The organism is Diaphorobacter sp. HDW4B (assembly GCF_011305535.1).
In the GTDB taxonomy this organism is placed as follows: domain Bacteria; phylum Pseudomonadota; class Gammaproteobacteria; order Burkholderiales; family Burkholderiaceae_C; genus Diaphorobacter_A.
Genome location: NZ_CP049905.1, coordinates 1,337,433 through 1,360,039 on the forward strand (window position 1 = coordinate 1,337,433; position 22,607 = coordinate 1,360,039).

Here is a 22,607-nt window from a genome sequence, read left to right on the forward strand (position 1 = left end):
GAGAGATGAGCAACATCGATTACAGCGTCAAGATTCCCAACAACGTGGACCTCTCGGGCGACCGCACCTTGCAACGCGCGCTGGAGAGCTGGCAGCCCAACTTCATCAAGTGGTGGGACGACGTGGGCCCCGAAGGTTCGACCAACCATGACGTCTATCTGCGCACGGCAGTCAGCGTCGATCCGCAGGGCTGGGCGCAGTTCGGCTACGTGAAGATGCGCGACTACCGCTGGGGCATTTTTCTCAATCCGGCCGATCAGGATCGCGCCATTCACTTCGGTGATCACAAGGGTGAAAAGGCCTGGCAGGAAGTGCCCGGCGAGCACCGCGCCAACCTGCGCCGCATCATCGTCACGCAAGGCGACACCGAGCCCGCATCGGTCGAGCAGCAACGGCATCTGGGACTGACCGCGCCATCGCTCTACGACCTGCGCAATCTCTTTCAGGTCAACGTGGAGGAAGGCCGTCATCTGTGGGCCATGGTCTACCTGCTGCACAAATACTTTGGCCGCGATGGCCGCGAAGAAGCCGAAGCGCTGCTGGAGCGCCAATCGGGCGACGAGAACAATCCGCGCATCCTCGGCGCGTTCAACGAGAAGACGCCCGACTGGCTGGCGTTCTTCATGTTCACCTACTTCACCGATCGCGACGGCAAGTTCCAGTTGGCAGCGCTCGCCGAAAGCGCATTCGATCCGCTGGCACGCACCACCAAGTTCATGCTGACCGAAGAAGCGCACCACATGTTCGTCGGCGAATCGGGCGTCTCGCGCGTGCTGCAGCGCACCTGTCAGGTGATGAACGAACTCAAGACCGACGACGCGAACAAGCTGCGCGCTGCGGGCGTGATCGATCTGCCGACGATGCAGCGCTATCTGAATTTCCACTACAGCGTGACCATCGACCTGTTCGGCGCGGACCAGTCGAGCAACGCCGCCACGTTCTACAGCTCGGGCCTCAAGGGCCGCTATGAAGAAGGCAAGCGCGCCGACGATCACGCGCTGCACGACCAGCAATACAAGGTGCTCGAAGTGGTGGACGGCAAGCTGCAGGAAAAGGATGTGCCGATGCTCAACGCCCTCAACGAGGTGCTGCGCGATGACTACATCAAGGACTCCAACGCGGGCGTGGGTCGTTGGAACAAGGTCATGGAAAAAGCGGGCATCGACTTTCGCCTGACCGTTCCGCACAAGGCCTTCAACCGCCAGATCGGCGCACTCGCGGGCGTGCGCATCAGCCCCGATGGACGCCCGGTGACGGAAGCGGAATGGCAATCACGCAAGAACGATTGGCTGGCCAGCGACGACGATCGAACCTTTGTCGCATCGCTGATGAAGCAGTGCCTGGAGCCCGGCAAGTTCGCAGGCTGGATTGCACCGCCGGTCATGGGGATCAATCGCCAGCCCGTGGATTTTGAGTACGTCCGTTTCAACTGATCGGTGACAGGCGGCGCTCCAACCGCCGCAAGGAGACAGCAGATCATGACCACCACCACGATGATCGAAAACGGCATCCTCAATCAGCATCTGATCGACCCGGAAATCTGCATCCGCTGCAACACCTGCGAAGCGACCTGCCCGGTGGACGCCATCACGCACGACGACACCAACTACGTCGTCATGGCCGACAAGTGCAATGGCTGCATGGACTGCATCTCGCCCTGCCCCACGGGCAGCATCGACAACTGGCGCAAGGTGCCTGCGGCAGAGGCGTATTCGATTGCGGATCAGTTCAGTTGGGAAGCGCTGCCGCAGGAAATATCTGCCGAGCGACTGGCTGCAGTGCAGAACGCCGACCCTGCAGCAGTCGCCGAAGTCGAAGACCTGTCGCAAGCACAAGCGGCGATTGCCGCAGTGGCAGGGCTCACATCGAACGTGGGTGAAATTGGCGAAACGCCCTTTCGTTCCGCGGCCTTTGGCGCAACGGTTCCGCCGTGGTCGGCTGCGCACGCCTACACCAATCTGTATGCTCCCAAGAGCCCGGTCACGGCGAGCGTGGTGGGCAACATCAACTGCACCGAAGCGGGCTTCGACAACGAGACGCACCACATCGTGCTCGACTTCGGCGCCATGCCTTTCCCGGTGCTCGAAGGCCAGTCGATCGCGATCATCCCGCCCGGCGTGGACGCCAACGGCAAGCCGCATGTGGCGCGCCAATACTCCATCGCCAGCGCGCGCAATGGCGAGCGGCCCGGCTACAACAACATCGCGCTCACCGTCAAACGCGTCACGCAGGACCACGAAGGCAAGCCCGTGCGCGGCGTGGCCAGCAACTATCTTTGCGACCTGAACGTGGGCGACAAGGTGCAGGTGATCGGCCCGTTCGGTCACTCGTTCCTCATGCCGAATCATCCGCGCTCGCACATCGTGATGATCTGCACCGGCACTGGCAGCGCACCCATGCGCGCGATGACGGAATGGCGCAGACGCCTGCGCAAGAGTGGCAAGTTCGATGGCGGCAAGCTCATGCTGTTCTTCGGCGCACGCACTCCTCAGGAGCTGCCTTACTTCGGCCCGCTGCAGAACCTGCCCAAGGATTTCATCGACAACAACTTCGCGTTCTCGCGCGTGGCGGAGCAACCCAAACGCTATGTGCAAGACGCGATCCGCGAACGCGCGGTGGACTTGGTCGAACTGATCAAGGACGACAACACGCACATCTATGTCTGCGGTTTGAAGAGCATGGAAGAAGGCGTGGTGCTCGCGCTGCGCGATGTGATCGTGCAAGCCGGAATGGACTGGGACAGCGTCGCGGCAAAACTCAAGCAGCACGGAAGACTGCACCTCGAAACCTACTGAGCCCTCGCCAGAAACAACAAAGCGGTGAACCTTTGCAGGCTCACCGCTTTGCTCATTTCAAGCAGACGAATCAGCGACGCTGCGATGCCAGTCGTCGCACCACGTGCACCAGTTCGTCGATTTCCTCGAACGTGTTGTAGAACGCGAGCGAAGGACGCACGGTGGTCTCGACACCGAAGCGACGCAGAATCGGCTGCGCGCAATGGTGGCCGGTGCGCACCGCAATGCCTTCGGCGTTGAGCGCCTTGCCCACTTCGTCGGTCGTATAGCCTTCCAGCGTGAAGGACAGCACACTCGCCTTGCCCGGCACGGTGCCGATCAGGCGCAGACCGGGGATGGTGCCCAGTTGCTGCATACCGTAGTCCACCAACGCGTGTTCATAACGGCTGATGTTTTCGATGCCCAGACGCTCCACATATTCCAGCGCAGCGCCCAGCCCCACGGCATCGGCGATGTTGCCGGTGCCTGCCTCGAAGGTGTTGGGCAGCGGCTGGAACACGGTCTTCTCGAAGGTCACGTCGGCAATCATGTTGCCGCCGCCCTGCCATGGCGGCATGTCTTCGAGCACCTCGCGCCGACCCCAGAGCGCACCGATGCCGGTGGGCGCAAAAATCTTGTGGCCGGAGAACACGAAGAAGTCCGCGCCGATGTCCTGCACATCGACGGGCGTGTGCGCAATCGACTGCGCACCATCGACCAGCGTGACGATGCCGCGACGCTTGGCGATCTCCACCACCTGCTTGACGGGCACCACCGTGCCGAGCGTGTTCGACACATGGCCGATGGCGACGATCTTCGTGCGGTCGTTGATCAGCTTCTGGTATTCGTCGAGACGAATCTGGCCCTGATCATCCACCGGAATCACGCGCAGCCTGGCACCCTTGGCTTCGGCCAACTGCTGCCACGGGACGATGTTGGCGTGGTGTTCGAGATGGGAAACGATGATTTCATCACCTTCTCCAACGTGCTTGCCGCCCCAGCTTTTGGCGACCAGATTGATGGCCTCGGTCGTTCCGCGTACAAAGATCACCTCGTTCACATCGGGCGCGTTGATGAAGCGGCGAACCACTTCGCGCGCATGCTCGTAGGCATCCGTCGCGCGCGCAGCGAGTACGTGCGCGGCGCGGTGGATGTTGGAGTTTTCATGCTCGTAGAAATGAGAAATGCGCTCAATCACCTGACGCGGCTTGTGCGTGGTCGCGGCGTTGTCCAGCCAGATCAGTTGCTTGCCGTTGATGCGCTCCGACAGAATCGGAAAATCGCGTCGCACGGCGTTCACATCAAAGCCCGGATGACGGTCCTGCTGGCCCAGTGCGGGCGTGGCGTTCGCACCTTGCGGATGCGGCTTTTCAGGCGTGACGTAGCCGCTCGGCAGCCTCACCGCATCCACAAAATAGTATTGCGGCGCGGCGCTGGCGGTCGGTGTCTGTGTTGCAGGACTGCTGTTGCCAACCAGTTGCGGAACGGCCGGTTGCTGGGCAGCGCGCGCTGCAATCGCCTGGCCGCTGAGGGCATCCAGACCATCGGGCGCGGATGGACCCGCTTGCTGTTGCGACAGGAAATAGAACGGCGATGCTGGTGATGCCGGTGATGAGGACGACACCGTGGGCTGCTGCGCTGCCGATGTCGCCGTGGCAGCATGGGCCTCGGGCACACCATTGGTGATGCTCGACAACCTGGGCTCGTAGGCCGGAGCCGCTGCGTAGGCCAGATCGGGCACGCCGTTGCCCGCAACCGCCTTGGGCGATTCCGCAGGCAAGCGGTTGGCGAGCGTGAGCACCTGCGCCGGGTTGCTTGGCAGGATGTTGCTGCCCGGAATCTGTCCAAGCGGAATCGGATTGCCGGGCAGGTTCGGAGCAAGCCCCACAGGGCTGGCGAAGGGCGAGCCTGCAGGCGCGAGATTGCTCTGCGGCTGCGCGCCAATCGGCCATGAATGTGGCAGCGAGTGGCTCACCGTGCCCGCACTTGCGGGAACCGACAACGGCGTCGCGCCTGCGCCACCCGACGCGGACTGCAACCCGGCTGGAGCTGCCGCCTCGCCGGGCAAAGCGCGGAAGAACGCCGATGCCAGTTGCGCAAGCGCTGCCGGATCGATGGGGCTCTCCGGTGCCTGCGGCAGCGACGGCGCGCCGCTGGCAGGCGGGGAGAAAGTGGATGACGTCAAAGCGCGGCTCCCCGTTTACTTGTAGGTGTCCAGCACCGAGTAATCGTGGTACTTGGTGATTTCCACATCGTCGAGCACAGCAATCGCATCGGGCGTGAGCACGGCGAGCGAGCAGTACAGCGAGATCAGGTACGACGCAATCGCGTGGTTGTTGATGCCCATGAAGCGCACCGACAGACCAGGGCTTTGCTCGCCCGGCAGACCCGGCTGGAACAGGCCGACCACGCCCTGGCGACGGTCACCCACGCGCAGCAGAATGATCTTGGACTTGCCATCGGCCACCGGCACCTTGTCCGAAGGAATCAGCGGCACGCCGCGCCATGTGATGAACTGCGAACCGAACAGGCTCACGGTCGGTGGTGGTGTGCCGCGGCGTGTGGCTTCGCGGCCGAACGCGGCGATGGTCAACGGATGCGCGAGGAAGAATGCGGGCTCTTTCCACACCTTGGTCAGCAGCTCGTCCAGATCGTCCGGCGTGGGCGCACCGGTCAGCGGGAAGATGCGCTGTTCGTCGGTCACTTGCGCAAGCAGGCCGTACTCGGGGTTGTTGATCAACTCGCTTTCCTGATTTTCCTTGATCGTCTCGATCGTCAGGCGCAGTTGTTCCTTGATCTGATCGTGCGGGCTGCTGTACAGATCGGAGATGCGCGTGTGCACGTCGAGCACGGTGGAGACGGCATTCAGGAAGAACTCACGCGGCTTTTCGTCGTAGTCGACATACGTGCGCGGCAGTTGGTTCTCATGCTCCTTGGCGGTGCAGGTCACCTTGATGGCTTCCGGGTTCTTGACCTGGTTGACGCGGTAGATGCCCGCTTCCACCGGCACCCACTGCAGCAGATGCGTGAGCCAGCGTGGGCTGATGGTCGATAGCTGAGGCGCGGTCTTGGTGGCGTTGGCTAGTTGACGTGCTGCGTTGTCGCCCAATGCGGTGGTGCCGCCTACGGTTGCTGTCATGGTGAGTCAGGTCCTGAAAAAGTTCGGAGAAAAAATCGAAGATGAAACTGGCAAGATGAAGAAGAACGCCAGCCAAGTGTTGATTGCGCGCGCCGCAGTCTCAACAGGCTATAGCCGTCAAGCGCAGATGCTGTGTGTTGCGCAGCGATGCAATCTGATCCGTGCGCAGCAGCAGGTCGGCAGCCCGGATGTCCAGCGCGCAAGCCAGCTTGTGCAAGGTGACGAGCGACGGCGTGACGAGGCCGCGCTCCACTTCACCCACGTAGGTGCGATGCAGATCCGAATGCGCGGCCAGCATTTCCTGCGACCAGCCGCGCGATTCGCGCAACTGCCGCACGGCGATACCGAAGTCGTGAACAAGGCTTGGAGAAGTCATGTGGACCTTTCACGCAGCAACGCGTGCCTCGCTGTGGTGGTTGCCCTGGCCCGATTCAACATCTTTCTGAAGTCTGGCCTGTGACACATTCGCGCCCGCTGGCACGTCGTCGGTGATCCACACATTGCCGCCGATGACCGCGCCCTGCCCGATCGTCACGCGCCCCAGAATCGTCGCGCCCGCGTAGATCACCACATCGTCCTGAACAATCGGATGCCGTGCCCAGCCCTTCTGCAGATGGCCCTGCGCGTCTTTCGGAAAGCGCTTGGCGCCCAGCGTCACCGCCTGGTAGATGCGCACGTTGGAGCCAATCTCCGCCGTCTCGCCAATCACCACGCCCGTGCCGTGATCGATGAAGCAGCCCGACGCAATCTGCGCGCCGGGATGGATGTCAATGCCCGTCTGGCTGTGCGCGATCTCGGAGATGATGCGCGCGAGCAGCGGCAGCTCCAGCCGATACAACGTGTGCGCAATGCGGTGGTGAATCAGCGCGAGCACGCCCGGATAGCTGAGCACCACTTCATCCACACTGCGCGCCGCCGGATCGCCTTGAAATGCAGCAAGCACATCGGTGTCGAGCAACTGCCGCAAGCTCGGCAAGCTGTGTGCAAACTGGTGCACGGCGTTGGTGGCCTGCGCGTCGATTTCCTTGGCGCTCAATGCGCTACCACGTTGCCGGTAATGCAGCTCGATGCCCGCCTGCGCATGCAGCGTCTGCAGCGCACTGTCGAGCGTGTGGCCGACGTAGAAATCTTCCGTAGCGTGGCGCAACTCGGGCGGCCCAAGGCGCAGCGGAAACAGCACGCCTTTGAGCGATTCCACCGCTTTGGCCACCGCATCGCGTGACGGAAACTCGCGGTATTCGGTATCGGTGCGGTTCTGCTTTTCGCGCCACTGGTCACGCACCGCACGCAATTGCTTGACGATTTCGGGAATGTCGAAAGTGCTCATGATGTTCAATCCGTCCACTTTCGTCAGATCAGTCCTGCACCCAAGGCAAGCCATGAAAGCGCCAGCCATTGAAATGCCCGCGCTGCTGCACATCGTCGATGTCGCCCTCGAAGCCTTCGCTCACGTTGAACACCAGCTCGATGCCGGCCTTCGCAGCCTCCTGCGCCGCCAGCGCCGAACGCTTGCCGCTGCGGCACAGCAGCAGCACGACGGGCGGATGCTCATCATCCGGCTTGGCCTGCTTGGACACCAGCGCCGCCAACTCGCGCGCAAAACGCGGATTGCGATTGAGCGAAGTCCCCGTCGCCCATGCCACATGCAGACTGTCCGGCACCTGGCCGACAAACTTGCGCTCCTCGGTGGTGCGCACATCGATCAGCACGGCCTGCCCGCTCTTGACCAGCTCCCAAGCCTGCACCGGCGGCAGGCTGCCCGCATACGGCAGACCCTCGGCCTGCGCGCTGGCGATGGCCTGCTGCAACACAGGTGCCAAAGTTGCTTCGAATTCCAGTTCGACTGCGCTCATGTTCGCGTACCTCATCTCGTCCATTGGTTGCCAGATTCGCCATCGACTGATGGCTATGGACTTCAATGTAGGGCCGCGTCCAAATCACATCAAAGAATAAAAAACGATGTATTTGGATGGAAAACGCATAAGAGATTGCCGCCGAACGCATCGTTGCCCATGGGTCGACAGGCAGGTTCGAAGGAAAGAAATGGGCCATTTCGAATGGCCGAAGCGCCACGCTCGATGCGGTCCCACGCGATCAACAGTCGCGCAGAGCATCAAGGCCGTGCTTTGCGGGCACCCATTTGCCTCAGGAAATAGGTCATGACGGCGGCTGGCAAGCACAAGACAAAGGCCAGAACCAACCCCTCCAAATCAGCGCTATCCGGTATCGCTTTTTCTGCAAACCGGCGCACCCAGGATGTTTTCGGTAGGAAACTACCAACCATCAGAAGCGTTCCCCAGATGCCAAAAACCAGCACCAAGGCACTCAACAGGGCAGTCCAGCCACTGAATTCCTGCCAAGAGGCAGGCAGCACGCCAAAGGCCAGAACCGCAATGGCGATGGAAAACAGTGCGACACCGGCGCAAAACATCACAGAGCACAAAAACAGATCATCCTGCTCGATCCATGCCTGCAACTTCACGAGATATTGCTTCATGTTCTCTCATGCAACAGCGGTGCGACTCAGGCCGATTGCGATTTCAGCTGTTGAGCAACCGCGAAGACTTCGGCACATGTGCCATCAGAAACTCCATCTGATCCGCCAGAATGCGGCGGTTGCGCAGGATGAAGTCTTCCCACAGGCTGGGCACATAGGGTGTGTAGAGCAGCGGCATGTGTGCCTGCTCGGGCGTGCGCGGGCCCTTGCGGTGGTTGCAGGGGCGGCAGGCGGTGACCACGTTCATCCAGTGGTCCTGGCCGTTGCGGGCGAATGGTACGATGTGTTCGCGGGTGAGGTCTTCCTCGTGGAAGTGGCCGCCGCAGTAGGCGCAGACGTTGCGGTCGCGGATGAAGAGCTTGCTGTTGCTGAGCGTGGGCTTGAGCACGAACGGGTCGATGGCCGGAACGCCCTTGGTGCCGATGATGCTGCTGACCGCGATCTGCGACTGCTCTCCCGTGACGGCGTTGTGGCCGCCGCGAAACAGCGCCACCTGCGCGCCTAGCTCCCAGCGCACTTCACCCGCTGCATAGTGGGTCACCGCCTGTTCGAGCGACACCCACGATTGCGGCAACCCTTGAGCCGACAGCTTCAACACCTTCACCACACGCCTCCAGTTCATCCGTTGAAAAAACAAGACTCGGAACGCAGATAACAAGTGCCGATCCGCCGCAATGGCGGTCAGCTGACTCACAATATACTCTTTTCGTGACGAAATGGCGTCTTTTGCCCTGTTTGCGGCTCGGGGCGCTATCAAAAGAAAAGTACAGCGATGAAGATCTTTCGAGGCTTGCACCACCCGGGTGTCGCAGAAGCATGTGCGCTGACCATCGGCAATTTCGATGGCGTGCACCGCGGACATCAGGCCATGCTGGCTCTGCTCAACAATGAAGCGCGCCAACGCGGCGTGGCCAGCTGCGTGCTCACGTTCGAGCCGCATCCGCGCGACTATTTCGCGGGCAAGCTCAACAAGCCCGAACTCGCGCCCGCCCGCGTGGGCACGCTGCGCGACAAGCTGATCGAGCTGGCCGCCTGCGGCGTGCAGCAGACCATTGTGCTGCCGTTCAACGAAAAGCTGGCCAGCCAGCCGCCCGAGTCTTTCATCAATGACGTGATCCTGAACGGTCTGGGTGCGAAGTACGTGCTTGTGGGCGACGATTTCCGCTTTGGCGCCAAGCGCGCAGGCGACTATTCGATGCTCGACGCCGCCGGTCGCGCCAACGGCTTCGACGTGGCCCGCATGAACAGCTACGAGGTGCACGGCCTGCGCGTTTCCAGCTCCGCCGTGCGCGAATCGCTGGGCAAGGGCGATCTGGCCGAGGCCGCTCGCCTGCTGGGACGGCCCTATGCCATCTCCGGCCACGTGGTGCACGGGCGCAAGCTGGGTCGCCAGCTGGGCAAATCGGCCGCCAAGGGGGCCGACCAGGACGGTTTTCGCACGCTCAACCTGCGTTTCAAACACTGGAAACCCGCCGCGAGCGGCATTTTTGCGGTGCAGGTCTACGGTCTGGCCGACCAGCCCCTGCCGGGCGTGGCCAATCTGGGGGTTCGCCCGTCCGTGGACCCCAATGACGTGAACGGCGGGCGCGTGCTGCTGGAAACCCATTGCCTCGAATGGCCTGCCGATCTGGGGGCCGAAGGGGCATACGGTAAAATCATCCGCGTGGAACTCCTGCACAAACTGCACGACGAGCTGAAATACGACAGCCTCGACGCCCTGACCGCTGGTATCGCCAAAGATTGCGATGATGCCCGCGCGTTTTTTGCTGCCTCCACGCATGCCGAAACCCGGCGTCAGACCACTCGCGACCGAATTTGACGCTCTCGCCGTCACATTCCTTCCGCATCCTCGTGATATTCGTATTCAGCGCTCCGACTTCCCGCCGGAGTCCGACCGCTTTCAAGATTTCAGCTCATGTCCGATAAACAGCAAGCCACAGACACGTCCACCACGTCCAACAAAACGGACTACCGCAAGACCCTGAACTTGCCCGACACCTCCTTCCCGATGCGCGGCGACCTGCCCAAGCGCGAGCCGAGCTGGGTCAAGGAATGGCAAGACGAAGGCATCTACAAGAAACTGACCGACGCCCGCTGCGGCGCGCCCAAGTTCATCCTGCACGATGGCCCTCCGTATGCCAACGGCCAGTTGCACATCGGTCACGCGGTCAACAAGATCCTCAAGGACATGATCGTCAAGAGCCGCCAGCTCGACGGTTTCAACGCGCTTTATGCACCGGGCTGGGACTGCCACGGTCTGCCGATCGAGAACGCCATCGAAAAGCTGCATGGCCGCAATCTGCCGCGCGACGAGATGCAGTCCAAGAGCCGCGCCTTCGCGACCGAGCAGATCGCTCAGCAGATGACGGACTTCAAGCGCCTGGGCGTGCTGGGGGATTGGGAACATCCCTACAAGACCATGAACTTCGAGAACGAAGCCGGTGAATTGCGCGCCCTGAAGCGCGTGATGGAGCGCGGCTTTGTGTATCGTGGCCTGAAGCCCGTGTACTGGTGCTTTGACTGCGCCTCGTCGCTGGCCGAGTTCGAGATCGAATACCAGGACAAAAAGAGCAACACGCTCGACGTGATGTTCAAGGCCCATGAGCCTGCCAAGCTGGCCACAGCGTTCGGTCTGCCCCAACTCGACAAGGACGCCTTCATCGTCATCTGGACCACCACTGCGTGGACCATCCCCGCCAACCAGGCGCTGAACCTGAACCCCGAGCTGCCCTACGCGCTGGTCGATACACCACGCGGCCTGCTGATCGTGGCCGAGACGCTGGTGGAAGACACCATGAAGCGCTGGAACCTCGAAGGCAAGGTGCTTGCCGTGGCCCAGGGCGAAAAGCTCGACGCACTGCAATTCGAGCATCCGCTGTACGACGTGGACGCGGGCTACAAGCGCCTGTCGCCCGTCTATCTGGCCGACTACGCCACCGCCACCGACGGTACGGGTATCGTGCACTCGGCACCCGCCTACGGTCTCGATGACTTCAACTCCTGCGTCTCGCACGGCATGAAGCTCGACGAGATCCTGAACCCCGTGCAGGGCAACGGTGCTTACGCGCCCGACTTCCCGCTGTTCGGCGGTCTGCACATCTGGAAGGCCGTGCCGGTCATCCTCGAAGCGCTGGACAAGGCCGGTCGCCTGCTGGGCACCACCACCATCACCCACAGCTACCCACATTGCTGGCGTCACAAGTCGCCGGTGATCTACCGCGCCGCTGCGCAGTGGTTCATCCGCATGGACGAAGGCGAAGGCGTGTTCACCAAGGCCGGTGACAAGCCAGCACAAACGCTGCGCCAGATCGCGCTCGAAGCCATCGAGCACACCAGCTTCTACCCCGAAAACGGCAAGAGCCGCCTGCGCGACATGATCGCCGGTCGTCCCGACTGGTGCATCTCGCGTCAGCGCAGCTGGGGCGTGCCGATCCCGTTTTTCCTGCACAAGGATTCGGGCGAGCTGCACCCACGCACGATGGAAATCCTCGACCAGGCCGTTGAGGTCGTCGGCAAGGGCGGCATCGAAGCCTGGAGCCGCGTGACGGCCGAAGAAATCCTCGGTGCGGAAGAAGCCAAGAGCTACACCAAGAGCACCGACATCCTCGAAGTGTGGTTCGACTCCGGCTCCACTTTCTGGCACGTGCTGCGCGGCACGCACAACAACATGCACCACGATTCGGGCCCCGAAGCGGACCTGTATCTGGAAGGCCATGACCAGCATCGCGGCTGGTTCCACTCGTCGCTGCTGCTGGCGTCCGCCATCTATGGCCGCGCACCGTACAAGGGCCTGCTCACGCACGGCTTCACGGTGGACGGTCAGGGCAAGAAGATGAGCAAGTCGCTGGGCAACACCGTCTCGCCTCAAGAAGTGAGCGGCAAGCTGGGCGCGGAAATCATCCGTCTGTGGTGCGCCTCGACCGACTACTCGGGCGACCTCGCCATCGACGACAAGATCCTCGCCCGCGTGGTGGACAGCTACCGCCGCATCCGCAACACGCTGCGCTTCCTGCTGGCCAACGTGAGCGACTTCGACGCCGCCAAGGACAGCGTGAAGTTCGAAGACATGCTGGAGATCGACCGCTACGCCCTCACCCGCGCAGCCGCTCTGCAGCAGGACATCCTCGCGCACTACAAGGTGTATGAGTTCCACCCCGTGGTCGCCAAGCTGCAACTGTATTGCTCGGAAGACCTGGGCGGCTTCTACCTCGACGTGCTGAAAGACCGCCTGTACACCACCGGCGAAAACAGCCACGCCCGCCGCAGCGCACAGACCGCGCTCCACCAGATCACGCACGCCATGCTGCGCTGGATGGCACCGTTCCTGTCCTTCACCGCGGAAGAAGCGTGGAAGGTGTTCGGCCAATCCGAATCCATCTTCCTCGAAACCTACGGCACCATCGCCGCAGGTGACGACGCGCTCAGCGCCAAGTGGCAACGCTTGCGCGAAATCCGCGATCTGGTGAACAAGGAAATCGAAGCCGTGCGCACCAGCGGTGCCGTCGGTTCTTCGCTGCAAGCCGAAGTCGTGCTCACCGCAGCGCCAGAAGACCACGACATGCTGGCATCGATCGGTGCCGACTTGAAGTTCGCGCTCATCGTCTCCAAGGTCGAACTCAAGGCAGGCGACGCGCTCGCCATTGAAGTGAAGCCATCGCAAGACACCAAGTGCGAACGCTGCTGGCACTACGCCGCAGACGTGGGCAGCAACACCGAGCACCCAACGCTCTGTGGCCGCTGCGCAAGCAACCTCTACGGCGCGGGCGAAACCCGAGCCTTCGTCTGATCATGGCGCGCGGCGGCTCCAGCAGCGGCGGCAATGGAAGCATCTGGCCCTGGCTCGCCTGGGCCGTGGTGATCTTTCTTGCCGACCAGTTCACCAAGGTGCTCATCCTCGGCTACTACAAGCTGGGCGACGCCACGTACATCACGAACTTTTTCAACATCGTTCGTGCCCACAACACCGGCGCAGCCTTCAGCTTCCTCGCGAATGCGGGCGGCTGGCAGCGCTGGGCATTCACCGGCATCGGCCTCGCCGCAGCCGTGTTCATCATCTGGCAACTGCGCGCGCATCCCGGCCAGAAGCTGTTTGCGTTCTCGCTCTCCAGCATCCTCGGCGGCGCCATCGGCAATGTGGTGGATCGACTGCAGCACGGCTACGTAGTGGACTTTCTGGACTTCCACCTGAGCGGTCGCCACTTCCCCGCCTTCAACATTGCGGACAGTGCGATCACGGTGGGGGCGATCTGCCTGATCGTCGATGAGTTGCTGAGAGTGAAGCGCAGCAAGTAATCATCCATCTGCGACGACCTCACAAAGGGCATTCCAACGGAATGCCCTTTTCATTTTCAATGCCGACTTTGAACGCCCTGTCAGCGATGCGAGCAACAACGTTCATCGCATCGCCGCGTCACCGCACAAACGTTTTGAGCACACGTCGGAAAAAGAACTTCCAGGCAAACGTGTACAGCAGCACTACGATGCAGCAGATGCCAAGGCCCACACTGAGCGGCGTGTTGAACAGATATTTCCAGGCCCAGTAGATTTCCGAATAGCCCATGAGCACGGCGGTGGCCAATCCATACCAGATGCCTTCGGCACGCCAGACCGCCACAGTCACGACCACGTGGCAGATCAGGGCAATGATTCCAAATAGCGTGTTCAGCAGAAGCAGCAAACCGGGGCGCTGCTCCAGTGCACCGGCCGCGCCGCTCATGGTCTGGGGTTTGTTGCTGGTCTTGCCCAGAAACATCGCGTGCAGCACAAAGGCCCAGCCCGCGAGCTTTCCGCCACCACGCGAAGACGAGTTCATGAAGTTCTCGAAAAGTCGATCACTCATGGTGGACTGCTCCGGCGCCAATGCCACCAAGGCACCGCCAGAATTCCTCTCGTCTTCTTCCTTGAGCAACGCAACGGACTTGAGCACCAACTCGCGCAACTCCGGCGGCTCCTGTGGCACATACTCGATGGCCGACTCCCGGTCCTGCACCGCAGTGACGCACACGCGCATGGTGCGCAGGTTCTCCGGCAGATACTGCAGCCGATATCCGGCATCGCGCACTTCTTCGACACAGGCATCCTCGCTCATCATGTCCGGAGGAATTTGCTCGAACGTCTTTTCGTGCTTCTTCAGTGCAATGACATAGCGCTCGGGCGTCATCAGACGACGTGGAACATAACGCACCGCGTTCTCGTCAGCTTCCAGCGCTGCATCCACGATGGCATCGGTGATGCGCTCGCGCGGCACGTTGGCGAGGCTCATCGGGTGCGTGCGCATCTGGGCGATCAGCGCGGACTCGTCCGTCACCGATGTGGTCTTGTTGGCCCATTCGTGCAACCAGCGCGTGTCCTCGTCGGGATCCCATTCCGCACTGTATGGCGACTCCATCGACAACACAGTCGAGGCCTCGGGACCGATCTCCGCGTCGCGCCCCAGGGCACGATACGCCGACGCGAGTATGTAGTGCGCGTTCTGCTTGAAGCGCGTGTGCTCCATGCCCACAAGCGCATCGGCAATCGCTGCTTCGTGGTCGCCATTCCACAAGTGCGACCAGGCACGAAAGATGTGCCAGTGGCTTCCATCGCGCGGTTCACCCTCGTCGTCCGTATCGCTCAAATCCGCGGCGATGAGCCGCGTGATCACCGGCACACGCAGAACTTTCGGCACGTGCGGAAATGCATAACTGTCGTCATCCAGCGCCGCCACGCAAACCTCCTGCGTGCGCAGAGCTTCGGGCACATGCTGCAGCGCCTGTCCATCTCGACTCACGGCCGCAAGGCACATCTTTGGCGTGAGCAGATGCGCAGGCACATGCTTGATCAAGTCGCCATTGTTTGCGGCCTCTTCAGCAAGCGCGGGCGTGACGAGGTCCGGTGAGACATATTCGATGTTGCGAACATTGGTCTTCAACGCCAGCTTCACCACATCGTCCGTGCGCAACCAATGCGGCACGTCGCGCAGCGACGCGTAGTTCTTGATCGCCTTCATGACCTTGTCGTGATCCAGCAGCCCACCCCACACCTGCCCCAGTGCGTCCATATTCCAGCTCGACGGCATCTCGCTATTGCGCTCGTCCGTCCAGCTCCAATCCACATCATCGGCATACAGCGAGCGCGCAAGTTTCAACCCTTGCGGCGTCATGCACGCTTTGGGCACTTCCGCCGCGTCCCGCGCACTGCGCCGGATCAGCGCCTCAAGGCGCTCAGGCGTCTGGAATGCCACAGGCGCGTACTCCAACTCGCTGACATGGCAAGCCACCGCGTGATCGACGATCTCGTCATCCAGCCACTGCGGCGGCGCCACGCTCAAATAGCCCTGCCCCAGCCCAACCGCGAAGTACCAGCCGTCCTTGGTTTTCGGCAAATTGTCGGGAGACAGAGGTGCCTCCACAGCGTCTCCTTTGCCTTCCGCCTTGCTTGCATCGTCACCGCTTCCCGCATGTACGGTGCTGCTCGCCTGCCGCGCCGCCTGCGCCGTGCGCAACGCATCCACGCTCGGCGCAACGCTGACATAAAGCTGGCTCCAGACATCGCCATCCCCCGCATCGCCCGACGCATACAGCGTCAACCAAAGCTCGCGTGATTCCTCCAGCGCGCCCGTATCACCCGGCAATGCACGCTTCATGCGCACCGGCCAGCCACGCAGATGTTGAGCACCATGCAGCAGTGGTGCAGCCTGTTCCGGGTCGGGATCGGCTGTGCCATGATCCCCGCTCAGCAGCGCCAGAAACTGCTTGCGTACCTGCTCGACCAAAGTCGAATGTTCGTGACCGATGAAGTCGTACGTGCCGTTGTGTTCCTCGTCGACATAGCAGCGCATCACACGGCACTTGATCGTCGTGGCGATGCGATCCGCCATGTCGGGGTCGCCGTCGCTTTCATCGTCCTCCTCATCATCATCTTCATCGTTCTCGCTGGCTGATGCGTCCGCCCCTCCATCAGCGAGCGCATGCAGCTTCAGCTCGGCCTGCGCGAGCAGCCGTTCAGTGAGCGGCAACAACTCGTCCACCGAAGCAATATGCTGAAAGTAGTCAGTGGCCACGCGTCCGAAGAACGGCGTGGGAGGCAGACATTCGCCATCGCTCGCGCTGCTGTGCCACAACGGCTTGGCATTCGCATCCGTCAACGTGACTTGCCCCTGCGCAAACACAGCGCGATACGGCACCACGCCCTCGGGGTCCATCCACGCAATCTGCTGACCATCGAGCGCAATAAACGGAACCAGCGGCGTATCCGCCATGCCGTTCACGATCCAGTTGTCCGCGTCCGTCAAGGGCTCGCTCAGGTCACCGGGAGCAGGCACGAAGCGGCCATCCTCATGCAGCAATCCCCATTGCGGCTCAGCGCCGCCATACGACGAAGTGCGCACCACCGCAAAGCGCCCCGTGGATCGAAACGACTCGCCAAAACTCAGCGACGGCGTGTCCAGTGATGAGCCATCCGCGCGCAAATAACGAGTGCCGTTGTAGCTGTTGCGCACGATGCCGCACGCCATGTCCTTGGCCAGATTGTCCGAGCCCCGGAACCGCTCGCGCCCTTGCATGTCCAGATACCCGGGTGGGTCCGACCAACTGTTGCCGTCCTTGTTGAAGTAGGCCAAGCCATCACTGTTGAAAGATTCGATCCAACGGAACGAAGGCTTGAGCACCCAGTCGCCACGCGCGTTCAGAATGCCGTACTGCTCCGATGCTTCGCTCACGGCGACGACATCGTGTGCTCCGAAATTCGCATACGTATTGAACTTCGGCTCGATGCGCCAGGCACCCGAGCGATCCACATATCCAAATCGACGCTCGCCTTGCTTGTTGCGTCCCAAAGCACACGCCAGACCATTGGCACCGAAGGCAAAGAGGTTGAGAAAGCTCGCATCGCTCGTGAACCTGCCGCTCGCATCGATGATGCGCCAGTCGTTCTCGCCCACCAGCACACCCGCCGCGCCCGCACCAAAAGGTCGTGCATCCAGAAACTGCGGAGCAACCACCACCTGCGCCGCGAGATTCACAAAACCCCAGCGACCCTCCTCGGAATAGCGCGCCAAACCATCCTCGGTGAACCCGCGTGCGTTGTCCAACGTGGGCGGAATCAGCCACTCGCCACACCCGTTGAGATAGCCCCATTTCCCGCTATCCACCTGCGCCGCACCGATCCAACCGCCACGGCCATCGTCAGTGAAATCGATCACCGACGTCAGCCCCTCCACGGGCGAGAACACGGCATCGCCATCCACAATCAAAACTCTCTGCAATGCTTTGTCCGCCCTCAGCGGCAATCGCAGCAACTGTGGGGGCTTGGTCTTGTTGGCGCGATCACTCATTGGATGCCCTCTCATTCAATGCAATCATTTCAAAATAACAATAGATTTACGCAATCAACAAAAGCATACCATTGGAGCTATCCGCACAGTCCGTCAGATCAGCACCATGAGCATCGTTGTCTTCTACATGCACAACTACAGCCAGAACGAGGCCGCGCCCGACTGGCAACCCGAGTGCCTGCATTTCAGCGACAAGCAAATGACCGAAGCCTTGAAGCAATGCCAGGTGCTGCGCGCCGACATGAACAATGCCCATGTAGTGATGTCATCGGAATTGCGCGACATGGTCGGCCCCATCGGCGTGAGCGCGGTCGAAGACGGCAAGACGCCCGACGGCCACGACTACGAATGGAGCAAGGCAGGCCGCGCAGGCAAGAGTCGCCGCAACGCGAGCGAGCCACCGAAGACGCGCAAAGACATGGACCGCTGACGCGACAACCCAACCGACCACATGACAGTCCCCAACAACCCATTCCAATTCGTTTCCTGCACCTTCGAGCGCCACGCCGAAACGATTCTGGCGATCTTCAACGACGCCATCGAAAACTCCACCGCGCTCTATGACTACAAGGCCCGCACCATGGACAACATGGTCGCGTGGTTCGAGGCCAAGCGCAAAGGCGATCTGCCTGTCATCGGCATTGAAGATGCGCAGACCGGCGAGCTGCTGGGCTTTGCAAGCTGGGGGGCGTTTCGCGCTTATCCGGCCTACAAGTACACCGTCGAGCATTCGGTCTATGTGCACATGGACCATCGCGGCAAGGGCCTCGGCAAGCGGCTGATGAACGCGCTGATCGACGCGGCGCGTCAAAGCGACCAGGTGCATGCGCTCATCGGTGCCATCGATGCGGCGAACAGCGGCAGCATTTCGCTGCATGAACGGCTTGGCTTTCAGCATGTAGGCACGCTGCCGCAGGTCGGATTCAAGTTCGGGCGCTGGCTCGATCTGGCGTTCTACCAGCTCACGCTGAATGCGACGCCTGCCCATCCCATCGACGGCTGAAAACGCGGCGCGCGTCGGCTATTCTTCGCTCTTCAGATTTCATACCGGACATCAGGAGATCGAAGTGAAGAAGAACACCACAATCCACAACAAGCGACGCCGCCAACTGACCATCGCCGCACTGGCCGCCGTGGCCGCCACCACCGCAGGCATTTCGCCAGCGTTCGCGCAAGCCAGCAACTGGCCGAGCAAGCCCATCACCTTCATCGTTCCACAAGCCCCCGGCGGTGCGAACGACGTGATCGCGCGCGCCATCGCGCAAGGTCTTGAAAGCACGCTCGGTCAGCCCGTCATCGTCGACAACCGCCCCGGCGCAAACGGCAATCTCGGCACCAGTCAGGTCGCACGCAGCGCGCCCGACGGCCACACTTGGCTGGTGACGGCGCAAAGCGCGTACACCATCAATCCGGCGCTGTATGCCAGCGTGCCGTTCGATCCGATCAAGGACTTCACGCCCGTGATGCAGTTGGCCGTCGCGCCTTATCTGCTCGTAGTGAATCCCAAGTTTCCGGCGAAGAATCTGGACGAACTTGTGGCCTATGCCAAGGCCAATCCCGGCAAGGTCGAGTTCGCATCTGCGGGCAACGGCACGCTGAATCACCTGCTCGGCGAAATGCTGAAAAAGCAGCGCAACGTCGAACTGCTGCACGTGCCCTACAAGGGTGCGGCAGCCGCAGCCACCGACGTGGTGGCAGGCCAGTTGCCGGTGACCTTCGGCAGCTTTCCCGGCGTGATGCCCTTCGTCACCAGCGGCAAGCTGCGCGTGCTCGGCGTGGCGTCCGACAAGCCGACATCGCTCGCGCCTGACATCCCGCCGCTCGGCAAAGACCTCGCCGTCACCTCGTGGTATGGCCTGTTCGCCCCCGCTGGCACGCCTGCACCCGTCATCGACAAGGTCTACGGCGCAATCACCAAGGTACTCGCCACCCCCGCGATGCAGGAGCGCTTGAAGGTGCTGGGTGCGGAGTCCGTGGAGTCGAATCCTGCCAGCTTCAAGGCTTCGCTGCCGGGCGAACTGGCCTACTGGAAAAAAGTGGTGAAGGACTCCGGCGCGCACATCGATTGAGCGCCGCACGCGAGCCCTCCACGACTTGGGCTTATCCAGCCAGTACCTTCAGCGCCTGCTGCCTGAAGCTGTCGTCCTTGAGCGAAGCCATGTCCGGCTTCGCGCGGATATTGCCCATGCGCAGGTGCCAGTCGACCAACTCATCGAGACCCACATAGGAAGGGGCAGCGTCGGCAGGAAAGTCCAGCATGGGCGTTTCGGGCACGACTTCCATGTTGTACTTCTTGAGGATGGTGACGAGTTCCGCGCGCCCCTTGTCGCCGTCGATGAAGGCGGCTCGATAGTCACGCAGCGCACGGATGTAGGCCACCATGTAGCGGCGACCGGCTTCCTGATTGCGGCGCGTGAGGCTGGCCGCATAGAGCAGATAGCCGTTGGGAAAATTGGGCTTGAACTGGTCCATCGACATCACGCGCACGCCGTTGATGCGCTGCAGCACCTGCGTGGCGTGCGGCTCGTTGATGCAGCCGCCGTCGATGGATTTGTTGCCCATGCCCGCGACCACATTGGGCAGGCCGAGCTGCACGATCTCGAACGATTTTTCGCTCACGCCATGCTTGCGCGCCAGTTCCGACACGAACCAGCTGCTGGGCGCGGCAAGGCCCGAAGCGATCTTCATGCCCTTGAGGTCGGCGGGCGTCTTGTAGCGCCCCGACTCCACCAGATCGCGGCGCAGCACCAGGCTGATGGAGCCATGGCCGGGCGAGTGCTGACCGGCGCTGGCGACGATGGTCAGATCGATGTTGCGCTGACGCGAATTGAAGATCATCGGGTTGGGGCCGCTCGCCAGCACGTCGAGCGCACCAATCGCCAGCGCCTGCGCCGCGTCGCCCGATCCGGGGAAGGCGCGGACTTCGACGTCCAGTCCTTCCGCGCGGAAATAGCCTTTTTCCACAGCAATCAGCGAGACCGCATCGAACATGGCGGCGATGATGCCGACGCGCAGTTTGACGGGCGGGTTCAGCGGTTGACGTGTCGCAGCAGTTTGCGCAAACACAGTTTGCGGGAGGCCCAATGCGAAAGGAACAAGCACCGCACCGGCCGAAGCGGCCAGCAGGTGACGCCGCGACAAACCAGCGGCATGGGTGGAGTGAGTGGACATGACGTTGTGACCTTCTCGGATGGGATGGCGGCGTTCAGCCACGAGACTTCCACGGCAGCAGTCGGCGCTCGACCGCGTCGAGAATCGCAAACGAGCAGATGCCGACGGTCGCGATGACGATCAGACCGACATACATGTCTTCCACTGTCAGAAGCTGCCACGCACGCCAGATCACGAAGCCGATGCCCGATTGGCTCGACACCATTTCCGCAGTCACCAGAAGCAGCAGCGCCGAACCCCATCCAAGGCGCAGACCGGCAAAAATCACCGGCAGCGCACCGGGCAGCGCGATGGTCAGATAACGGTTGAAACGACCCGCACGGAAGTTCTTTCCGACGTCGAGATAGATCTTGTCGATGTTGGCAACGCCCGCCGATGTGGCGATCAGCACCTGGAAGAACACGCCCACGGCGATGATGGCCCACTTGGATTCTTCGCCGATGCCGAAGATCAGCATCAACAGCGGCAGGATGGCGACCTTTGGAATCGGGAACAGCGCACCCACCAGCGGCTGCAGCGCAGCACGCACGATGGGAACAAGGCCCATGATCGCGCCCAGCATCACCGCCGGAATCGCACCGAACAGAAAGCCGATGAGCGCACGCGACAGGCTGACCAGCGTGTGATAGCCGAGCGACTGATCCCACGGCGCGCTGAACATCATCGCGTAGAAGGTCTGAATGATCTGCGTGGGTGCGGGAAAAAATCGCACATCGAGCGCGCCGGTTCGCACGGCCAATTCCCACAACGCCAGCAGCGCGAGCGGTGCCAACACCGCGGCGGTGCGTTCGATGGCACGTGGTGACATGAAGCGCGGCCCCTGCAATTGCACCGGTGCACGACGCTCGATCAAAGGTGCTGCACCTATGCTCTCGGCATTCAATGTGGCGGCGGTGTTCATGCTGTCTCCTTGGTTTGGCGGCTGCCCATTACCTCTTCGCGAAGCTCGGCCCACAGGCGGGTGCTGAGCGCGCCGTAGCCTTCGCTCGCACGCACTTCATAGGCACCGCGCGGGCGAGCCAATGTCACCTCGATATCGGCCTTCAACGTGCCAGGGCGCGAGGTCATCACCAGCGCGCGGTCGCTTAGCACCAGCGCCTCATCAATCGAGTGGGTGATGAACAGCACGGTCTTCTTGGACTCTTCCCAGATGCGCAGAAGCTCCTCTTGCAGGATCGCCTTGTTCTGTTCATCAAGTGCCGCAAACGGCTCATCCATCAACAGGATTTCGGGATCGTTGGCGAATGCGCGGGCGATGGAAACGCGCTGCTTCATGCCGCCCGAGAGCTGGTGCGGATAGGCTTCGCGAAACGCGTTCAGCCCCACCTTGTCGATGTAGTGCGAGACGATGTCGCGGCGCTCCCCACGCGGCACGCCACGCATGCGCAGGCCGTATTCGACATTGCGCTCCACCGTCATCCACGGAAACACCGACTGCTCCTGGAACACCATCGAATGCAGTGGCTTGCTGCGATCGAAGTGCGCCAATTCCAGCTCGCCGCTGCTGTGCGTCTCCAGCCCCGCGATGATGCGCAGCAGCGCAGCCCGATGGACCGACGATGCAGCAGAACTGGCCCTTGTAGACATCAAGCGTCACATCGTGCAGAGCGGTAACGCGGCTGCCACGGCTGATGAATTCCTTGCCCAGATGGGTGGTGCGAATCTGCGGAACCAATGCGGCAGGATCGCGTTGAAGTGTTTCGCCAATGGGGC

19 protein-coding genes are annotated in these 22,607 nt (G+C 61.8%); 8 read left to right on the forward strand and 11 right to left on the reverse strand.

Going from position 1 to position 22,607, the window contains the following annotated elements:
* The first annotated feature begins 5 nt into the window (after nt 1-5).
* Together boxB and boxA are read left to right on the forward strand one after the other, a co-directional pair.
* Nucleotides 6-1,433 carry a benzoyl-CoA 2,3-epoxidase subunit BoxB gene (gene boxB, locus G7048_RS06385; protein WP_166067331.1) on the forward strand — a complete coding sequence of 476 codons (1,428 nt, stop codon included), beginning with the start codon at nt 6-8 and terminating at the stop codon, nt 1,431-1,433.
* Nucleotides 1,434-1,478: 45 nt separating this feature from the next.
* Nucleotides 1,479-2,795 (forward strand): benzoyl-CoA 2,3-epoxidase subunit BoxA, encoded by a 1,317-nt coding sequence (boxA, locus tag G7048_RS06390; protein ID WP_166067332.1) that lies wholly within the window; start codon nt 1,479-1,481, stop codon nt 2,793-2,795.
* 70 nt (nt 2,796-2,865) lie between these two features.
* Here the strand turns inward: boxA and G7048_RS06395 are convergent, their stop codons facing one another.
* The 7 genes from G7048_RS06395 to G7048_RS06425 all read right to left on the reverse strand — a co-directional run bounded on the left by G7048_RS06395 (nt 2,866) and on the right by G7048_RS06425 (nt 9,014).
* Nucleotides 2,866-4,959, reverse strand: a complete 2,094-nt coding sequence (locus G7048_RS06395; protein WP_240933184.1) for a family 2A encapsulin nanocompartment cargo protein cysteine desulfurase — start codon at nt 4,957-4,959, stop codon at nt 2,866-2,868.
* A gap of 15 nt (nt 4,960-4,974) precedes the next feature.
* On the reverse strand, nt 4,975-5,913 hold the full coding sequence (locus tag G7048_RS06400; RefSeq protein ID WP_166067333.1) for a family 2A encapsulin nanocompartment shell protein: 939 nt from the start codon (nt 5,911-5,913) through the stop codon (nt 4,975-4,977).
* Between the two features lie 100 nt (nt 5,914-6,013).
* On the reverse strand, nt 6,014-6,289 hold the full coding sequence (locus G7048_RS06405; protein ID WP_166067334.1) for a helix-turn-helix domain-containing protein: 276 nt from the start codon (nt 6,287-6,289) through the stop codon (nt 6,014-6,016).
* A gap of 9 nt (nt 6,290-6,298) precedes the next feature.
* Entirely contained in the window at nt 6,299-7,240 is a 942-nt protein-coding gene (gene epsC / locus G7048_RS06410; protein WP_166067335.1) for a serine O-acetyltransferase EpsC, read from the reverse strand.
* 28 nt (nt 7,241-7,268) lie between these two features.
* Nucleotides 7,269-7,766, reverse strand: coding sequence for a rhodanese-like domain-containing protein (locus G7048_RS06415; RefSeq protein ID WP_166067336.1), 498 nt, complete (start codon nt 7,764-7,766; stop codon nt 7,269-7,271).
* Nucleotides 7,767-8,026: 260 nt separating this feature from the next.
* Complete coding sequence (locus G7048_RS06420) at nt 8,027-8,410, reverse strand: hypothetical protein (protein ID WP_166067337.1); 384 nt, start codon at nt 8,408-8,410, stop codon at nt 8,027-8,029.
* A 43-nt stretch (nt 8,411-8,453) separates the two neighbouring features.
* Entirely contained in the window at nt 8,454-9,014 is a 561-nt protein-coding gene (locus G7048_RS06425) for an HNH endonuclease (RefSeq protein WP_166067338.1), read from the reverse strand.
* 168 nt (nt 9,015-9,182) lie between these two features.
* Here G7048_RS06425 and G7048_RS06430 point away from each other — a divergent pair, with 168 nt between their 5' ends.
* The 3 genes from G7048_RS06430 (at nt 9,183) to lspA (ending at nt 13,702) form a co-directional block, all read left to right on the forward strand.
* Nucleotides 9,183-10,229, forward strand: coding sequence for a bifunctional riboflavin kinase/FAD synthetase (locus G7048_RS06430; RefSeq protein WP_166067339.1), 1,047 nt, complete (start codon nt 9,183-9,185; stop codon nt 10,227-10,229).
* Between the two features lie 96 nt (nt 10,230-10,325).
* Nucleotides 10,326-13,196, forward strand: coding sequence for an isoleucine--tRNA ligase (gene ileS, locus G7048_RS06435; RefSeq protein ID WP_166067340.1), 2,871 nt, complete (start codon nt 10,326-10,328; stop codon nt 13,194-13,196).
* Nucleotides 13,197-13,198: 2 nt separating this feature from the next.
* On the forward strand, nt 13,199-13,702 hold the full coding sequence (gene lspA / locus G7048_RS06440) for a signal peptidase II (RefSeq protein ID WP_166067341.1): 504 nt from the start codon (nt 13,199-13,201) through the stop codon (nt 13,700-13,702).
* A 118-nt stretch (nt 13,703-13,820) separates the two neighbouring features.
* Here lspA and G7048_RS06445 read toward each other — a convergent pair whose 3' ends face one another.
* Nucleotides 13,821-17,723, reverse strand: coding sequence for a WG repeat-containing protein (locus G7048_RS06445; RefSeq protein ID WP_166067342.1), 3,903 nt, complete (start codon nt 17,721-17,723; stop codon nt 13,821-13,823).
* Nucleotides 17,724-17,829: 106 nt separating this feature from the next.
* Between G7048_RS06445 and G7048_RS06450 the strand changes: the two genes are divergently transcribed.
* The 3 genes from G7048_RS06450 (at nt 17,830) to G7048_RS06460 (ending at nt 19,792) form a co-directional block, all read left to right on the forward strand.
* Nucleotides 17,830-18,153, forward strand: coding sequence for a hypothetical protein (locus G7048_RS06450; protein ID WP_166067343.1), 324 nt, complete (start codon nt 17,830-17,832; stop codon nt 18,151-18,153).
* A 21-nt stretch (nt 18,154-18,174) separates the two neighbouring features.
* Entirely contained in the window at nt 18,175-18,726 is a 552-nt protein-coding gene (locus G7048_RS06455) for a GNAT family N-acetyltransferase (protein WP_166067344.1), read from the forward strand.
* Nucleotides 18,727-18,790: 64 nt separating this feature from the next.
* Nucleotides 18,791-19,792, forward strand: a complete 1,002-nt coding sequence (locus G7048_RS06460) for a tripartite tricarboxylate transporter substrate binding protein (RefSeq protein WP_240933185.1) — start codon at nt 18,791-18,793, stop codon at nt 19,790-19,792.
* A gap of 31 nt (nt 19,793-19,823) precedes the next feature.
* Here G7048_RS06460 and G7048_RS06465 read toward each other — a convergent pair whose 3' ends face one another.
* The 3 genes from G7048_RS06465 to G7048_RS06475 are packed head-to-tail and all read right to left on the reverse strand — an operon-like array spanning nt 19,824 to nt 22,481.
* On the reverse strand, nt 19,824-20,894 hold the full coding sequence (locus G7048_RS06465) for an ABC transporter substrate-binding protein (RefSeq protein WP_166067346.1): 1,071 nt from the start codon (nt 20,892-20,894) through the stop codon (nt 19,824-19,826).
* 34 nt (nt 20,895-20,928) lie between these two features.
* The gene (locus G7048_RS06470; RefSeq protein ID WP_205750343.1) at nt 20,929-21,795 is read right to left on the reverse strand and encodes an ABC transporter permease; all 867 of its coding nucleotides are present in this window, start codon (nt 21,793-21,795) and stop codon (nt 20,929-20,931) included.
* A complete protein-coding gene (locus tag G7048_RS06475) occupies nt 21,792-22,481 on the reverse strand; it encodes an ABC transporter ATP-binding protein (RefSeq protein WP_240933186.1) in 690 nt (229 codons plus the stop codon). Before G7048_RS06475 ends, G7048_RS06470 begins: the two co-directional genes overlap by 4 nt.
* Nucleotides 22,482-22,607 lie beyond the last annotated feature (126 nt).

What these genes read in the sequence shown, in the direction of transcription:
- epsC (WP_166067335.1), bottom strand. Translation starts at nt 7,240, where the DNA reads ATGAGCACTTTCGACATTCCCGAAATCGTCAAGCAATTGCGTGCGGTG.
- G7048_RS06470 (WP_205750343.1), bottom strand. Translation starts at nt 21,795, where the DNA reads ATGAACACCGCCGCCACATTGAATGCCGAGAGCATAGGTGCAGCACCT.
- lspA (WP_166067341.1), top strand. Translation starts at nt 13,199, where the DNA reads ATGGCGCGCGGCGGCTCCAGCAGCGGCGGCAATGGAAGCATCTGGCCC.
- G7048_RS06450 (WP_166067343.1), top strand. Translation starts at nt 17,830, where the DNA reads ATGAGCATCGTTGTCTTCTACATGCACAACTACAGCCAGAACGAGGCC.
- G7048_RS06420 (WP_166067337.1), bottom strand. Translation starts at nt 8,410, where the DNA reads ATGAAGCAATATCTCGTGAAGTTGCAGGCATGGATCGAGCAGGATGAT.
- G7048_RS06400 (WP_166067333.1), bottom strand. Translation starts at nt 5,913, where the DNA reads ATGACAGCAACCGTAGGCGGCACCACCGCATTGGGCGACAACGCAGCA.
- G7048_RS06445 (WP_166067342.1), bottom strand. Translation starts at nt 17,723, where the DNA reads ATGAGTGATCGCGCCAACAAGACCAAGCCCCCACAGTTGCTGCGATTG.
- G7048_RS06430 (WP_166067339.1), top strand. Translation starts at nt 9,183, where the DNA reads ATGAAGATCTTTCGAGGCTTGCACCACCCGGGTGTCGCAGAAGCATGT.
- boxA (WP_166067332.1), top strand. Translation starts at nt 1,479, where the DNA reads ATGACCACCACCACGATGATCGAAAACGGCATCCTCAATCAGCATCTG.
- G7048_RS06465 (WP_166067346.1), bottom strand. Translation starts at nt 20,894, where the DNA reads ATGTCCACTCACTCCACCCATGCCGCTGGTTTGTCGCGGCGTCACCTG.
- G7048_RS06455 (WP_166067344.1), top strand. Translation starts at nt 18,175, where the DNA reads ATGACAGTCCCCAACAACCCATTCCAATTCGTTTCCTGCACCTTCGAG.
- G7048_RS06415 (WP_166067336.1), bottom strand. Translation starts at nt 7,766, where the DNA reads ATGAGCGCAGTCGAACTGGAATTCGAAGCAACTTTGGCACCTGTGTTG.
- boxB (WP_166067331.1), top strand. Translation starts at nt 6, where the DNA reads ATGAGCAACATCGATTACAGCGTCAAGATTCCCAACAACGTGGACCTC.
- G7048_RS06405 (WP_166067334.1), bottom strand. Translation starts at nt 6,289, where the DNA reads ATGACTTCTCCAAGCCTTGTTCACGACTTCGGTATCGCCGTGCGGCAG.
- G7048_RS06475 (WP_240933186.1), bottom strand. Translation starts at nt 22,481, where the DNA reads ATGTCTACAAGGGCCAGTTCTGCTGCATCGTCGGTCCATCGGGCTGCG.
- ileS (WP_166067340.1), top strand. Translation starts at nt 10,326, where the DNA reads ATGTCCGATAAACAGCAAGCCACAGACACGTCCACCACGTCCAACAAA.